This is a genomic window from Variovorax sp. V213 (assembly GCF_041154455.1).
GTDB lineage: Bacteria > Pseudomonadota > Gammaproteobacteria > Burkholderiales > Burkholderiaceae_C > Variovorax.
On the sequence record NZ_AP028664.1, the window covers coordinates 1245466 to 1260155 of the forward strand.

The 14690-nt window shown below is 70.7% G+C and carries 13 protein-coding genes; 9 read left to right on the forward strand and 4 right to left on the reverse strand.

The genetic code is table 11. The features are described 5' to 3' along the window. Position 1: 1 nt before the first annotated feature. Both ACAM55_RS06075 and ACAM55_RS06080 read left to right on the forward strand, forming a co-directional pair. Positions 2-1159 (forward strand): cytochrome c, encoded by a 1158-nt coding sequence (locus ACAM55_RS06075; RefSeq protein WP_369655144.1) that lies wholly within the window; start codon positions 2-4, stop codon positions 1157-1159. Positions 1160-1197: 38 nt separating this feature from the next. Further along, on the forward strand, positions 1198-2175 hold the full coding sequence (locus ACAM55_RS06080; protein ID WP_369655145.1) for an ABC transporter substrate-binding protein: 978 nt from the start codon (positions 1198-1200) through the stop codon (positions 2173-2175). Here the strand turns inward: ACAM55_RS06080 and ACAM55_RS06085 are convergent, their stop codons facing one another. Further along, positions 2176-3657 (reverse strand): PLP-dependent aminotransferase family protein, encoded by a 1482-nt coding sequence (locus tag ACAM55_RS06085; protein WP_369655146.1) that lies wholly within the window; start codon positions 3655-3657, stop codon positions 2176-2178. It lies immediately after the preceding gene. Between the two features lie 120 nt (positions 3658-3777). Here ACAM55_RS06085 and ACAM55_RS06090 point away from each other — a divergent pair, with 120 nt between their 5' ends. After that, positions 3778-4494, forward strand: coding sequence for a GNAT family N-acetyltransferase (locus tag ACAM55_RS06090; RefSeq protein WP_369655147.1), 717 nt, complete (start codon positions 3778-3780; stop codon positions 4492-4494). 6 nt (positions 4495-4500) lie between these two features. On the opposite strand, the gene ACAM55_RS06095 is transcribed toward ACAM55_RS06090, so the two are convergent. Beyond that, positions 4501-5352 carry a symmetrical bis(5'-nucleosyl)-tetraphosphatase gene (locus ACAM55_RS06095; RefSeq protein WP_369655148.1) on the reverse strand — a complete coding sequence of 284 codons (852 nt, stop codon included), beginning with the start codon at positions 5350-5352 and terminating at the stop codon, positions 4501-4503. 23 nt (positions 5353-5375) lie between these two features. On the opposite strand from ACAM55_RS06095, the gene ACAM55_RS06100 reads away from it, so the two are divergent. The 5 genes from ACAM55_RS06100 (at position 5376) to ACAM55_RS06120 (ending at position 10759) form a co-directional block, all read left to right on the forward strand. Continuing rightward, positions 5376-6686 (forward strand): hemolysin family protein, encoded by a 1311-nt coding sequence (locus tag ACAM55_RS06100; protein ID WP_369655149.1) that lies wholly within the window; start codon positions 5376-5378, stop codon positions 6684-6686. A 7-nt stretch (positions 6687-6693) separates the two neighbouring features. Continuing rightward, positions 6694-7671: a protein kinase family protein gene (locus tag ACAM55_RS06105; protein WP_369655150.1), complete on the forward strand. Its 978-nt coding sequence runs from the start codon at positions 6694-6696 to the stop codon at positions 7669-7671. A 34-nt stretch (positions 7672-7705) separates the two neighbouring features. Next, on the forward strand, positions 7706-8680 hold the full coding sequence (locus ACAM55_RS06110; protein ID WP_369655151.1) for a VWA domain-containing protein: 975 nt from the start codon (positions 7706-7708) through the stop codon (positions 8678-8680). A 7-nt stretch (positions 8681-8687) separates the two neighbouring features. Next, positions 8688-10037: an adenylosuccinate synthetase gene (locus ACAM55_RS06115; RefSeq protein WP_369655152.1), complete on the forward strand. Its 1350-nt coding sequence runs from the start codon at positions 8688-8690 to the stop codon at positions 10035-10037. Positions 10038-10099: 62 nt separating this feature from the next. Then, positions 10100-10759, forward strand: a complete 660-nt coding sequence (locus ACAM55_RS06120; protein WP_369655153.1) for an FABP family protein — start codon at positions 10100-10102, stop codon at positions 10757-10759. Between the two features lie 18 nt (positions 10760-10777). Here ACAM55_RS06120 and ACAM55_RS06125 read toward each other — a convergent pair whose 3' ends face one another. Continuing rightward, a complete protein-coding gene (locus ACAM55_RS06125) occupies positions 10778-13939 on the reverse strand; it encodes an autotransporter outer membrane beta-barrel domain-containing protein (protein ID WP_369655154.1) in 3162 nt (1053 codons plus the stop codon). 29 nt (positions 13940-13968) lie between these two features. After that, positions 13969-14115 (reverse strand): hypothetical protein, encoded by a 147-nt coding sequence (locus tag ACAM55_RS06130; protein WP_369655155.1) that lies wholly within the window; start codon positions 14113-14115, stop codon positions 13969-13971. 219 nt (positions 14116-14334) lie between these two features. Here ACAM55_RS06130 and ACAM55_RS06135 point away from each other — a divergent pair, with 219 nt between their 5' ends. Beyond that, entirely contained in the window at positions 14335-14679 is a 345-nt protein-coding gene (locus ACAM55_RS06135) for a hypothetical protein (RefSeq protein WP_369655156.1), read from the forward strand. The last annotated feature ends 11 nt before the right edge of the window (positions 14680-14690 follow it).

Consider the following 14690-nt stretch of genomic DNA (forward strand, 5'->3'; position numbering starts at 1 on the left):
CATGAGCGGCACACCCGAGGCCGATTGGCTCAACCTGCTGATCGGCCTGCTCCAGGGCGCGCAGCTGCAGCTGTTGCGCATGCTCGATGCACTCGGGCTCGCGTCGCATGTGCATGGCCAGCCGGCCTGGCCGTGGGCGCACCGGCTGTCGGGCGAGAACCTGCTGATCGACCTGGGGCAGGCGCGCAGCCTCGCGTGGACGCTGGTGTTCGTCGCCGCGGCGGTGCTCGCGTTGCTGCTCGCGCTGTTCTGGCGACGTCCGCGCTTCTACTTTCTCGCGCTGGTGCCGATGCTGTTGATCGCGGCGCCCTGGCCCGAGGCGCGCGTGGTGCTGGTGCCGGCAACGCCCACGAGCTTCCAGAACTCGCCAACCGGCTTCACGGCCGCCTCCATCGCCAAGGGCCGCGCGCTCTACGAACAGAACTGCGTGGCCTGCCATGGTGCGGACGGCAAGGGCGAAGGGCCGCTTGCGGCCTCGCTTGCGGTGTGGCCACCGAATCTCAATGGCCCCTTGCTCTGGCGGCGTGCCGACGGCGACTTGCTCTGGCGCATTCTTCACGGCACGCGCGACGCGCGGGAGGGCGGCCAACCCACGATGCCCGGCTTCGTCGAAAAGCTCGACGAGGCCGACGCCTGGGCGTTGATCGACTACATGAAGGCGCTGGGCGCGGGCCAAAGCCTGCGCGCGCTCGGCAGCTGGCCGCAGCCCGTCGGCCTGCCCGACATGGCGGTGCGTTGTGGCTCGCAGCCGCCGCGCCTGCTGGCGAGCTGGCGCGGGCAACGCGTGCGCATCGTGGCGGGCGATGCTGCGCCGGCCGAAGACCCGCGGCTTGTGACCGTGCGGCTGGTGCCGCCGGCAGGCGCTGCGGCACCAGCCGCCGATTGCGTGGCCGATTCAGCCGCCGCATGGGAGGCGCTGGCGCTGATCGCCGGCACCGACCAGCTTGCCGGCACCCAACTCATCGCCGATCGCGACGGCTGGCTGCGCGCGCGCGGCCAGCCCGACAAGGCGGGCTGGTCGGACGACGACCTGCTTTGCCGCAGCGAACGCGCGGCGGAGCAGGGCGGCGCAGCCCTGCCGGCCGACGGCCTGGGCGCGCTGATCGCGCGCATGGACGCGCAGCCGGTGCGCTTCGTCAAGGGCGGCTTCATCCACTGACTTTCTTTTTTCTTTCCTCGACCGAACACGGAGAACCCATGGACTCACACCTCGACCGATCGCGCCGGCGGCTTCTCGCGCAAGGGCTCGCCGCCGCCACAACCGTGGCCTTGCCCGCCTTCTCGTTGCAGGCCCGCGCACAGGGCCGCCCGGTGCTCAAGGCCGGCGACCAGAAGGGCGGGTTGCGCGCGCTGCTCGAAGCAGCAGGCGGGCTCGAAGGCCTCGGCTACGACATCCAGTGGTCTGAATTTCCCGCGGCCGCGCCGCTGGCCGAAGCGCTCAACGCCGCCGCGGTCGATTCCGGCCCCATCGGCGATGCGCCGCTCATCTTTGCGCTTGCCGCCGGCACGCGCGTCAAGGCCATCGGTGCGAACCGCTCGGATTCCTACGGCACGGCGGTGCTGGTGCGGCCCGACTCGCCGCTCAAGACCGCCGCCGATCTCAAGGGCAAGAGCATCGCGACCAACCGCGGCTCCATCGGCCACTACGTCACGCTCAAGGCCATCACTGCGGCCGGCCTCAAACCCGAGGAGGTGAACATCCGCTTTCTTGCGCCGGCCGACGCCAAGCTCGCGCTCACGCAAGGCTCTGTCGATGCCTGGGCCACCTGGGAGCCCTACACCGCGCTGGCCGAGGTCAGCCACCATGCGCGCGTGCTCGTCAGCGGGCGCGGGCTGCTGCCGGGGCTCAGCTACCTCGCGGCCACCGATGCGGCCATCGCCGCCAAGCGGCCGTTGCTGCAGGACTTTCTGCAGCGCGTGGTGAAGGCGCAGCTCTGGTCGTACCGCAACGTCGATGCCTACTCGGCCGTGCTCGCCCGCATCATCGGCATTCCGCCCGAGGCAGCGAAGCTTCAGTTCGAGCGCCGCCAGCAGAAGTGGGTGCCCATCGATGCGCAGGTCATTGCCGACCAGCAAGGCACGGCGGACTTCTACCGCCAGGTGGGGCTCATCAGGCAGCCGCTCGATGTGAAGACCACCTTCGACACGGGCTTCGGCGTCGCGGCGCAGGGTTGATCACGCGCGGCCGCGCTCGGCGGCCCGCGCCAGTTGCGACAGCCGCTTGACCAGCGGCTCGAAGAGCTCCGCCGAGGTGTTGCCGTAGCCGAGCACCAGCCCGTTGTCCGCGGGCAACGGCCTGATCGCGAAGCTCGACAAGGCGGCAGGGGCGAGCCGGTGGCGCAGCGCTTCGGCCGCGATCTGGCGGTCGTCGAAGCGCGGCGGCAGCCGCACCGTGAGGTGCAGCCCGCAATGGCCGCCGTCGATCTCGTGCGGAACCTTGAGATGCCGGTTCAGCGCCAGCCTCAGCGCCTGCTGCCGCTCGCGATAGAGCCGCCGCATGCGGCCCAGGTGCCGGCTGAACTGGCCGCTCTCGATGAAGTCGGCCATTGCGAGCTGTTCGTGGCGGTGCCCGCCGCGCAGCATTTCCTCGAGCGGCTTCTGCACCGCGGCCAGGAGCGGCGCGGGCAGCACCACGAAGCCCAGCCGCAGCGATGGGAACATCGTCTTGCTGAAGGTGCCCACATAGAGCACCGGCGCATCGTCCACCAGGCCCTGCATTGCGCCGATGGGTTCGCCGGTGTGGCGGAACTCGCTGTCGTAGTCGTCCTCGATGATCCATGTGCCGTGCTTGCGCGCCTGTGCGATCAGCGCCAGGCGGCGCGCGATGCTCAGCACCGCGCCGGCCGGGTACTGGTGCGAGGGCGTGGTGTAGACCAGCCGGGGCGGGTGCTTCTGCCAGTCGCGCTCGCTCGCGCACAGTCCTTCGGCATCGACTCGCATCGCCGCGATGCGCATGTCGCCCGCGTGCATGGCGGCCTTCGCGCCGCGGTAGCCCGGGTCTTCGACCCACCCGGTGTCGCCGGGATTGGACAGCAGCCGCACGCAAAGCGAAATGGCTTCCTGCGCGCCTTCGGCGATCACGACCTGGCGCGGTTCGCAGCGCACGCCGCGCGCAATGGCCAGATGCCGCGCGATGGCCGCGCGCAGCGGTGCTTCGCCCAGCGGATCGCCGTAGCCGAGCGTGGCCGGGCTGGCGTCGCGGATCGCGCGGTCGACGGCGCGACGCCATGCAGCTGCAGGAAAGTGCGACAGCGCGGGCATGCCGGGCCGCAGGGCGGCGTCCATCTCGGCGCGCGGCCCGCCGGGCTGGATTCGGGCGAGGCGCGACGCGGTGGCCGGCGTCGCGTCCGGCGTGGCCGCACGCGTGGCCCGTGCGGGCGGCGACAGTTCGGTCACGCGCGTGCCCTGCCGATCGGGCTGCACGTAGCCTTCGGCCGCAAGGTGCTCGTAGGCCGCAGTGACGGTGTTGCGGGAAATCGAGAGTGCCTCGGCCAGCGCGCGCGAACCGGGCAGCCGGCTGCCCGGCGCAAGGCCACCGTCGAGAATGGCGCGCTTCAGCCGCTCGTGCAGTTGGCGCTGCATCGAGCCGGCCTCGCGCTCCCTGGCGAGCGGAGATTCAAGCCAGGCGGTGGCGGCGGGACGAGGCGGATGGCTCATTGGCGGGAGGGCGTGGCACCATGAAATCGACGAATCGTGGCGCTTCCTGTAGCGCCACGCCGGAGGTACTTTAGCGCTCTCCGGCAGTGCCGCTTCATCTCCCTCACTGAAAGTTCTTCCATGTCAGCTCGCCACAACGAATACGGCCAGTCGATCGGCCCCCTGGTGCCCGGTTGGACGGCGCGCCCGCTGCCACCGCGCCGTCCCGTCGAAGGCCGCTATTGCACGCTCGAGCCGCTGGATGCGGCGCGGCACGCCGACGATCTGCATGCCGCCTACGCCCGGGCGTCCGACGGCCGCGACTGGACCTACCTGTTCGTCGAGCGGCCTGCCGACCTGGCAAGCACCCGCGCCCACGTCGAACGCGCCGCGCAGAGCGCCGATCCGCTGCACTTCGCGGTCATCGACCGGCAGGGCGGCCGGGCCGTCGGCACGCTGGCGCTCATGCGCATCGAACCGGCCCACGGCGCGATCGAAGTCGGCAGCGTCACTTTTTCGCGGCTGCTGAAGCGCACGCCGATGTCGACCGAAGCGCAGTACCTGCTGATGAAGCTGGCCTTCGACGAACTCGGCTACCGGCGCTACGAATGGAAGTGCGACAACTTCAACGAACCGTCGAAGCGTGCGGCCTTGCGCCTGGGATTCCAGTTCGAAGGCATCTTCCGGCAGGCGATCATCTACAAGGGGCGTAGCCGCGACACCGCGTGGTTCTCGATCACCGACGGCGAGTGGCCGGCGGTGCGCGCCGCGCTCGAGCGCTGGCTGGCGCCCGAGAACTTCGATGCGCAAGGCGGGCAGCGCATGGCGCTGGACCGCTTCCGCCTGCCGCGCTCCTGACGACCTTCAGGACGGCTGGCCGGGCTTTTGCGCCTGCTCGCACTTCACCTGGATGAGTTCGCGCTCGTCCAGCGTGGCACCGATGCGCGCCGCGCTGAGGCAGCCGCCCCAGACGCAGCCGGTGTCGGTGGAAAGCAGGTCGGGCCGCGAAAGCCAGCCCAGCGTCGACCAGTGGCCGAAGGCCACGGTGGCACTCGCGGTCTTGCGGCCGGGCACGTCGAACCAGGGCATGAAGCCCTCGGGGCCGGGCAGCATGCCGTCCTTGCTCTCGAACTCCATCAAGCCCTCGGCGGTGCAGAAGCGCACGCGCGTGAGCGCGTTCACGATGGCGCGCAGCCGCGCGCTGCCGGTGAGCGTGTCGCTCCACTGCGCCGGCTCGTTGCCGTACATGGTGAGCAGGAACTCGCCCAGCGCCGGGCCGCGCAGAACGGATTCGACCTCGGCCGCCAGCACCAGCGTGTCGCCCACCGTCCACTGCGGCAGCACGCCGGCGTGCACCATGAGCAGGTCGCCGCCGCCGATCTGCATGTGCAGCGCCATGTGCTGCTGGCGCACCCATTCGAGCATGGCTTCGCTGTCGGGCGCCTCCAGCAGGCCGGCCAGCGTGTCCTTGCGGCCGGACTTGCGCGCACCGTGCGCCACGCCCAGCAGATGCAGGTCGTGGTTGCCGAGCAGGCTCAGCGCGGAGGCGCCGTAGCCCTGCACGCGCCGCAGCACGGCGGCCGAATCGGGCCCGCGGTTGACCAGGTCGCCGAGCAGCACCATGGTGTCGCGGCTGGGTGAGAAATCGATCTTGTCGAGCAGCCTCCGGAGGGCGGCGTCGCAGCCTTGGATATCGCCGATCAAGTAAAGTGCCATGTCCTCATTTTCACCCCCTGTCCATGGATGTTCTCCTGCTGGCCATGCTGACCACGCTGAATGCGTTGTTCGCGATGTCTGAAATGGCCCTTTCAACCAGCCGGCGCGCACGTCTGGCCGCGCTGGCCGAGACAGGAGACGCCGGCGCCGAGGCTGCGCTCAGGCTGATGGAGGAGCCCACCCATTTCCTCTCGACCGTGCAGATCGGCATCACGTCGATCGGCATGCTCAGCGGTATCGTGGGCGAGGCCGCCTTTGCGGAGCCGCTCGCAGTCTGGATGGAAACCCTGGGCATGGGCCGCGGCACGGCCAGCGTGGTTTCCACCGCGGTGGTGGTGACCGGCATCACCTTCTTCACCATCATCTTCGGCGAGCTGGTGCCCAAGCGCATCGGGCAGCTCTATCCGGAACCCGTGGCGCGCTGGGTGTCGCGCCCGATGCGGGGGCTGGCCAAAGGCGCCAAGCCCTTCGTGTGGCTGCTCGCGAGCGCCACGGCCGCCGTGCTGAAGCTGCTTCGCATCGACGCCAATGCCGCGCGTTCCATGACCGAGGAAGAAATTTCGGCCAGCCTCGAAGAGGGTGTGGATGCCGGCGTGATCGAGCAGCACGAACACCAGATGGTGCGCAACGTGTTCCACCTGGACGACCGCCGGCTGTCGTCGCTGATGGTCCCGCGTGCCGACATCGAATGGCTCGACGCCTCCGACACCGTGGCAGAGGCGCTGCAGAAAGTGGCGGATGCTGGTGCGCTCAACATCGTGCATTCGTGGTACCCGGTGTGCCGCAATTCGCTCGACGACGTGGTGGGCGTCATCAGCGTTGCGCACCTGCTGCGCCTGGGCACCGGCCATGACGGCGTGCTCGGCCAGGAGGCCGCGCCGGCCGTGTTCGTGCCCGAGACGCTCACCGGCATGGAGCTGCTCGAGCAATTCCGCGAACGTGGCGGCCGGCTGGTGTTCGTGGTCGACGAGTACGGCGTGGTGCAGGGCCTCATGACCCCGCGCGACATGCTCGAAGCCATCACCGGCGAGCTGCAGCCCGGCACCCTGACCGATGCCTGGGCGCGCGAGCGGCCCGACGGCGTGTGGGAGCTCGACGGGCTGATGCCCGTCTCCGAATTGCGCGCGCGGCTCGGCATTCGCGAGCTGCCCGATGAAGAGCGCGGGCGCTACAACACCGTCGCGGGCTTGCTGATGGCCGTGTCGGGCCACCTGCCCGGGACCGGCGAGGTCATCGACTGCGCCGGCTGGCATTTCGAGATCGCCGCACTCGAGGGACGCCGCATCGACCGGGTGCTGGCCGCGCCCGACAAGACGGCGTCCAGGAACGACTAGGCCCGCCGTGCTCTCGCTGCTCGCCCTCAGCTGCCCGCAATGCTCGGCGCCTTTGCCGCGTGCCGCGCGCTGGCGCACCGTCAATTGCAGCTATTGCGGCGCCACCATCACGCGTGGCGAGGAAACGGTCGAGCGCGAGAGCTTTCGCGCCGCGCTGCGCCGGGCGAATGCGGACCACGGCGACACCGGGCGCATGCTGCAATGGCGCGGCGCGCGCTACCGCGTGCTGGCACCGCTGGCCATCGGCGAGCACAGCGAAGTGCTGCTGGCCGAGCGGCTCGGTGCGCTGCCGGAGCGCGTCACGGTCAAGCTGGCGCGCGAGTCCGCGGACGGCATCGTGCTGCTGCGGGAAGCCGCGGTGCTGCAGGCCTTGCAGGCGCTCGCCATGCCGGGCGCGTCGTATTTCACGCGCCGCCTGCCGCAGCCGGTGGGCACGGGCCTGGCCGAAGGCCTTGCAGACGGTAGCCGCCAGGCGCTGGTGCTACGCCATCCGCCCGGCTTCTGGGGCAGCCTGCACAACGTGCAGCAGGCCAACCCGCGGGGCATCGATGCGCGGCATGCCGTATGGCTCTGGCGCCGCATGCTCGAGGTGCTGGCCTTCGTGCACGACGCGGGCTGGACCCATCGCGACCTGTCGCCCGCGCACGCACTCGCGCACCCGCGCGACCATGGCGTGCTGATCGTCGGCTGGTCGCAGGCGCAGCAGGCGTCCGGGCCGGCCCAAGCCGCCGCCGCGGCGCGCGACCTGATGCAAAGCGCCTGGACCGTGCGCGCCGTGCTGCACGGCGGCAAGCCCGATGACAGCCCCGGCGTGGGTGCCCACACGCCCGCGCCGCTCGCCGCCTTGCTGCGCCGATGCAGCGAAGACGCCGCCGAATGCCGGCGGCTGGGTGCGCGCGGCATCGAGCAGGCGTTGTCCGCTGCATCGCACGAAGCCTTCGGCGCGCCGCAGTTCGTCCATTTCGACCCGGCGCCCGGCGCCTGAATACAACCATCGAAAAACAGAGGAGCAAGCACCCATGGGCTACGGAAACTACTCGCACGCCGCTCACACGGCACTCATTGCCGACCGCGCCGCCAAGCCCGGCTCCGAGGTGTTCACCCAGACCGCCACGCACCCGCTGATGAACCCGCACGGGCTCAAGGTGCGCGAGTCGCGCGACAACGCCGACCACCCCAACTCGCTGGGCATTGCATTCGCGCTCGACGTCACGGGCTCGATGGGCGACATCCCGCAGATCCTCGCGCGCCGCGAGCTGCCCACCTTCATGAAGCTCTTGACCGATTGCGGCGTGGCCGATCCGCAGCTCATGTTCATGGCCATCGGGGATGCGAATTCCGACCAGGCTTCGCTGCAGGTGGGCCAGTTCGAATCGACCGCGCCGCTCATGGACCAGTGGCTGACCTGGAGCTATCTCGAAGGCGGGGGCGGCGGCAGCGGCGAAGAAAGCTACGAGCTGGCCTTCTACGTGATGGCCCAGCACACCGACATGGACTGCTGGGTCAAGCGCAAGAAGCGCGGCTACTTGTTCGTGACCGGCGACGAGCTGCCGTATCCCGCCGTCTCGCGCCGCCAGGTCGAGGGGCTCATCGGCGAAAAGCTCGACGAGGACATTCCCATCGAGGAAGTCATTGCCGCCGCGGCCGAAACCTGCCACCTGTTCTTCCTGATTCCCGACGCGCAGCGCCGCCGCCGCTGCGAGCCGCGCTGGCGCGAACTGCTTGGCGACCACGTGATCTGCATGGACTCGCCCGACGACGCCTGCGCGGTGGCCGCCGGCATCGTGGCGCTCACCGAGAAGGCCGTGCCCGATCTCGACGGCCTGGCCAAGGTGATGGCCGCCACCGGCATGGAGAAGCAGCGCGTCGCCGGCGTGCTGCACGCGCTCGACGGCTATGCCGCGCTGCTCGATCCCCATGCACCGCGGCGCGCGCCGCCCGCCGCCGCGGCCTCGGCGCCGCGTTCCTCGTGGTGGAAGCGGCTCTTCGGTTGACGGCCGTGTGAGCTCCCCGGCACACCCGACGCGCTACGTCTCGCTGCTCGGCCTGGGTTTCGGCGACTGCGGCAAGGGCCGCTTCACCGACCACCTGTGCGGCGAGCTGCAGGCCCACACCGTGGTGCGCTTCAACGGCGGCGCGCAGGCGGGCCACAACGTGGTGCTGACCGACGGCCGCCACCACACCTTTTCGCAGTTCGGCGCCGGCAGCTTTCACGCTGGCGTGGCGACCGTGCTCGCGAGCCCCGTGGTGGTGCACCCGACCGCGCTGCGCGTCGAGGAAGAAGCGTTGCGCCGGATGGGCGTGAACGACGCCTTCGCGCGCTTGCTGATCGATGCGCGCTGCCGCGTCACCACGCCGTTCCACCAGGCCGCAGGCCGGCTGCGCGAATGGGCGAGGGGAGCGGCGGCGCACGGCAGCTGCGGCGTGGGCGTCGGCGAAACGGTGCGGCAGGCGCTGGCCGAGCCCGATGCGGCCCTGCACTACGGCGACATGCGGCACCCCGCGCGGGCGCTCGAAAAGCTCGAAGCCCTGCGCATCGCGCTGCGGCGCGAACTCGAACACGCGGCACCTCCGCATGCCGAGGCCGCAGGGGAGCTGGCCCTGCTCGGCGACGCGACGCTTGCACGGCGCTGGCTCGACGCCGCGGCGCCGTGCCTGCGCCTGTCGCCTCCCGCAAGCGCCGACGCCATCGGCCAGCGCCTTGCGCGCCCCGGCGCCGTGCTGTTCGAAGGCGCGCAGGGCGTGCTGCTCGACGAGTGGCGCGGCTTTCATCCGCATACCACGTGGAGCACCATCTCCACTGCCGCCGTCGAAGCCGTGCTGCGCGACGCCGGCATCGGTGCACCCGTTCAACATCTTGGCGTGCTGCGCAGCTACATCACGCGCCACGGCCCCGGGCCGCTGCCCACGCACGACCGGGCACTCGACGCGCGGCTGGCCGAACCGCACAACGCTGACGAGGGCTGGCAAGGCGTGTTCCGCCGCGGCCATCCCGATGCGGTGCTCCTGCACTATGCGCTCGCCGCGGTCGGCCCGCTCGACGGGCTGGTGGCCAGCCATCTCGATGCGGTGGAGGGCGCAGGCCTGCGCTGGTGCGCCGGCTATCGCACCGCCGACGGCGTCAGCCTCGCCTCGCTGCCGTTCGGAGGCGACGCGCCGGACCTCGAGCAGCAGCAGCGGCTGACGCAGTTGCTGCAAGGCGCGAAGCCGCTCTACGTGCCCGACGGCATCGCCACCCCCGAAGCATGGATCGAGCGCGTCGAAGCCCTGAGCGGCCGGCGCGTGCGCTACGGCGCGTTCGGACCTGCGCGCGGCGCGGTGCGGTCCTTGCATGCCATTGGCGACGTTTGAAAAACCGGCCGCAAGCACCCTCAAGCAGAATCCGAAGCCATCACCACGATCGACAGTCCAGCATGAACCCGACCGAAGACATCTACACCGAGCCCAACGCCGACCCCGACACGCTTGCCAACCTCGGCCCGCTGCGCGCCATGGCCGGCATCTGGGAGGGCAGCCGCGGGGTGGACGTCAAGCCCAAGCGCGAAGGCCCGAAGACGCAGGTCTACGTCGAGCGCTACGAGCTGCAGCCGATTGATCCGCAGACCAACGGCCCCCAGCTGCTGTATGGCCTGCGCTACCACACCTACATCCACAAGCCCGGGCTCACCAAGATGTATCACGACCAGGTGGGCTACTGGCTCTGGGAGCCCGCCACCGAGACCGTGCTGCACACGCTGGCCATTCCGCGCGGGCAAGTGGCCATGGCAAGCGGCCACGCCAAGGCCGGCGACACGCGCTTCACGCTCAGTGCCGAGCGCGGCAGCCTGATGAACGGCATCGTGTCCAACCCGTTCATCGAGCACGCCTTCACCACGCTGGCGTGGAACATCACGGTGAACATCAATGCCGACGGCACCTGGTCGTACGACCAGGACACGGTGATGCAGATCCAGGGGCAGGCCGAGCCGTTCCATCACACCGACCGCAACACGCTGACGCGTGTCGGGGCGCCGGGCCTCAACCCGCTGGCGATGCCCGAAGCGTCAGCGGCTGTGGTCGCGCAGCCAAGGTAGCGGAGGCGGCGGTGCGCCTCACCAGCGCACCTTCAGGCCCACGCTGGCGTTGAGCCCGCTCTTCACGCGCGCCCCGCCGCCCGAGGCCCACAGCTTGCCCGCCTCTCCGTAGAGGCTCATGCCCGGCGTCAGGCGCAGCGTGGCGCCCGCGGCCAGCTCGGTGCTCGTGCCGCCGGTGCGGGTGGCAATGTCGGTGTATGCCGCCGGACCGATGAAGCGGGTGACGTCGGTACCGCTGCTGCTGCGGTAGAGGTTCAGCCGCGCATAGGGTTGCAGCGGGCCGGCGCTGCTGGTCATTTCGCCCTTGATGCGGACGCCGGCGCGCACCAGCCAGCCGCTGTGGCTGTCCTGCTGCACCACGGCGCCGATGATGCGGGCGTCGTCCAGGCTCACGCGCTGGTGCACCAACTGCAGCTGGGGCTCGACGATCCAGTCCGGCGTGATATGGAAGCCCTGGCCGACCTCGATGGAGGCCAGCAGGCTGTCGCCCTTGCCCGAACCGGCGGAGCCCAGCGCGGTCGATGCGGTGTAGCGGTGGCGGCCGGCCTGCAGCACGCCGTCCAGGTACAGGCCGCTCTCGTTCTTCCAGGTGGCATACGCACCAAGGTACTGGCTTCGGAGCTCGTTGGAACCGACGGCGTAGTTCGGCAGGCCGCGCGCGAAGCCGTTCACGTCCATGTGGCCTTCGAGCTCGCCCACGTAGAGGCCCACGTGCCAATGGGGGTTGGCCCACAGGTCTGCGCCGGCCTGGAAGCCCGTGAGGCGCCCTTCGCTGCGTGGGCTCACGGTGCCGGCCTGGCCGATGGTGCGGTCCATGCTGATGAGGCGTCCCCAGACCTGCCGGTAGCCCTGGCCGTTTGTTGCGGTGATGGCGCCGGCCGTATCGTCGCCGACTCGCTGATGCAGGTTGCCCACCATGGCCAGGTTGGCCTGGCGGAACTGCTCCGGCAGCGCGGCATACAACGGCACTTCGACGCGGTAGGTTGGCACCGTCATACCTCCTGCGGACGATGGCGTGCCGCCGTCATCGCTCAGCGGGTCGCCGTCATTCGGCGGTGGCGCGGGCGGTGCAGGTGGTGCAGGAGGCGCAGGAGGCGCAGGGGGCGCCGGTGGGGCCGGTGGAGGAGGCGGAGGCGGAGGCGGAGGCGGAGGCGCGACGATGATGCCGGAGCGCAGGTACCAGTTCTCGCCCGCGCCAGCGGCGTCGGCGGCGTGCAGCCGGTATTCGTAGGCACCGGCGTCGACATGGCCGCCCGCGAGAGTGAAGGCGCTGCGGGTGGTCTGGGCGGTGGTCGTGGCCCCGTTGATCGCGGTCACCACCTCGATGCCGCTGCCGGTGGTCAGCGCACCCAGGCCGCCCAGGTTGGTGACCTGAATGAAGGTCGAGCCGCTGGCAATGGCGGTGCAGCCACTGAGGATCAACCGGTCGCTCAAGCTGCTGCTCGTGCCGAGCGCCGTGCCCAGGCGCAGCGTGCCGCCGTTGCCCACCCAGGGGCCGTGCACCGTGAGAGTGGCGCCGGGCACGCTGCTCAGCAGCGAGACGGTGCCGCCGTTGGCCATCGATGCGATGGTCTGGCTGTGGCCGGCCAGGTCGAGCGTGGCGCCCGGGGCGACCGTGTAGTCGCTGGCGCGGCTGAAGGTATTGGCCGCACCGGCACGCAGGGTCCCCTCGGCGACGTTGGTGCTGCCTCTGTAGGTGTTGGCTCCGCTGAGGGTCAGGGTGCCCGCGCCGTCTTTCACCAGGCCACCGCGGCCCGAGATCGGGCCCGACCAGCCCATGCCGTGGCCGTTGGTGTCGATGGTGCCCGTGCCGTCCAGCCGCAAGGCATTGGCCAGGCTCAGGCCATCGGCTCCGGCGATGACGGTGGCGGTGGCCCCGCTGTCGATGGCAATGGCGCCCGCGAGCGATGAGCCCGCATTCACGGTCAGGCTGCTGCTGCCGCCGGTGAACTTCACGGCCGAAGCGCGCGTGACGCCGTTGCCGCCCAGGCCGCCGGCAATGGTGCCGTTGTTGGTGATGGCCAGGTTGGCACCCATCACGCCCTCGCCACCGGCGCCGTTGGCTCCGCTTGCGCCGCCGTTGCTGTTGGCCCCGCCGATGCCGCCGGTTCCACCGGCAATGGTGCCGCCGTTGATGAGCGTTGCGCCGGCCCCGGTGGACCGGAGCCCGATGCCGCCGTCGCCGCCGCCGCCGGGCGCGCCGGTGCCGCCCGCTCCGCCGCCGCCGGCACCGCCCGCGCCACCGGAGCCCCCAGTGATCTGGCCGGTGTTATTGACGGTCACGCTGCTGCCCGCCAGCGTGGCGCCGTGCCCGCCGGCACCGCCGCCGCCGCCCGCGGCGTTGAAGCGGGCCGGCAGCAGCTCGGAGCCGCCGGCTCCGCCAACTCCGCCCGCGAGGGTGCCGCTGTTGATGAACGTGAGTCCCGGCGTTGTCGCGCGCATGAAGAATCCGCCGCCCCCGCTGCCGCCGCCACCGCCCTGCGAGTAGGCGTCGCCACCCTTGCCGCCCGCGCCGCCCGTGGAAGTGCCGAAGGCGTGGTAGTCGCCGGCGGGTCCGATCAGCGTGGACCCATAGCCTCCCGCGCCGCCGCCGCCGGCGGCCCAGAACCCATTGCCGCCCGCGCCTCCGCGGCCTCCCGTGAAGCTCCCGAAGGACGAGGCGGTGCCCGAACTCATCGCCAGGCCGTAGTAGCCGCCGCCGCCTCCGCCGCCATATCCGTTCCCGGCGCCGAAGCCGCCGGTATGCGATTCGCCCGCGGCACCGTCGGCTCCCGGCGAGGCTCCCGCCGCCCCGCCTGCGCCCGCGGTGGCGCCAGCGAAAGAGCCGATGTCGGCGGCGGAACCCGCCGCCACGCCGGCATCGGTCGACGATCCGCCGTCGCCCCCGTGCGCGCCCAGATAGACATCGTTGAGGGCACCGGCGCCGCCACTGCCGTTGCTGCCGCCGGCCCCGCCGTGCAGTGCGGTGCTGACGGGCTGGCCGCCCGCGCCGCCCGCGGCCAGTGCCGCCGAGGCACTCAGGTACAGCACCGCGATCGCAATGGCATGCAAGCTGACCAAAGCGGCCGCGCGCTGGCCGCTGCCGGTGCTGGCCGAGCGCGCGTGGCCGCGCGAAATTTCGGGTGCAGCCACCCAGGCGCCGCGTGCGGGATTCCAGAGCGTCCGGAAGATTCTGTTCATGGTTTCACCTTTGCTGATCTGTTGCGCCTTCAGGTGGCACGCCGCGCTGCAAGCAGCAGGAGCAAACACACGACCACCACGAGCGAAGCAAGCAGAGCGAACTCCATGAACGACATCCCCGCTTCTTCATGCAGCAGGTTCGTTAGATTTCTTGGCTGCAGGTCGAGCGGTTCCATGCGTGTCTCCCAGTGACGGTGGCCGACCGGCGCCGCTCGGTCCCCGCATTGGGCCCAGGCACTTCGCCGGTGGAGTCACTGTAGAAACTGCGCCGCCCGCGCACATGAGCGGTGCGCCCCTTCCCGGGCGAGACAAGCGCCCCGCGGCCGCCGCCCACAAGCGTGACAAATCGCCTGCGTCCTACAGGCACGGCGGCGATTTGCCCCGAGGATGGGGGCATGAGCAAACTGATCCTTGCGTGCCTTGGCGCGGCCGTGTGGTCGGCCGCCGCCGCTGCAATGGCCGAACCCGTGAAGGTGCCCATCGACAGCGACGAGAAGGGCACCATCTACGTGGCGCCCAACGTCAACCCCACCGAAACCTCGGCCTACACCAAGGGCGCCACCGTCGGCGTGCAGCGGCCCGACGGCAGCGGCACCTACATAGGCACCGACACCTCCACGCCCCGGCCCACCTACTCGCTGGGCGCGAGCACGGGCGGCAACGTGTCGCTCACGGGCGGTGTGCTATCGGACGGCAAGAACAACAACGGCGTGAAGGCCGGTGTGACCATCAAGTACTGAGAGAGCCGCGC

What these genes read in the sequence shown, in the direction of transcription:
- ACAM55_RS06110 (WP_369655151.1), top strand. Translation starts at nt 7,706, where the DNA reads ATGGGCTACGGAAACTACTCGCACGCCGCTCACACGGCACTCATTGCC.
- ACAM55_RS06080 (WP_369655145.1), top strand. Translation starts at nt 1,198, where the DNA reads ATGGACTCACACCTCGACCGATCGCGCCGGCGGCTTCTCGCGCAAGGG.
- ACAM55_RS06075 (WP_369655144.1), top strand. Translation starts at nt 2, where the DNA reads ATGAGCGGCACACCCGAGGCCGATTGGCTCAACCTGCTGATCGGCCTG.
- ACAM55_RS06090 (WP_369655147.1), top strand. Translation starts at nt 3,778, where the DNA reads ATGTCAGCTCGCCACAACGAATACGGCCAGTCGATCGGCCCCCTGGTG.
- ACAM55_RS06125 (WP_369655154.1), bottom strand. Translation starts at nt 13,939, where the DNA reads ATGAACAGAATCTTCCGGACGCTCTGGAATCCCGCACGCGGCGCCTGG.
- ACAM55_RS06085 (WP_369655146.1), bottom strand. Translation starts at nt 3,657, where the DNA reads ATGAGCCATCCGCCTCGTCCCGCCGCCACCGCCTGGCTTGAATCTCCG.
- ACAM55_RS06135 (WP_369655156.1), top strand. Translation starts at nt 14,335, where the DNA reads ATGAGCAAACTGATCCTTGCGTGCCTTGGCGCGGCCGTGTGGTCGGCC.
- ACAM55_RS06095 (WP_369655148.1), bottom strand. Translation starts at nt 5,352, where the DNA reads ATGGCACTTTACTTGATCGGCGATATCCAAGGCTGCGACGCCGCCCTC.
- ACAM55_RS06120 (WP_369655153.1), top strand. Translation starts at nt 10,100, where the DNA reads ATGAACCCGACCGAAGACATCTACACCGAGCCCAACGCCGACCCCGAC.
- ACAM55_RS06100 (WP_369655149.1), top strand. Translation starts at nt 5,376, where the DNA reads ATGGATGTTCTCCTGCTGGCCATGCTGACCACGCTGAATGCGTTGTTC.
- ACAM55_RS06130 (WP_369655155.1), bottom strand. Translation starts at nt 14,115, where the DNA reads ATGGAACCGCTCGACCTGCAGCCAAGAAATCTAACGAACCTGCTGCAT.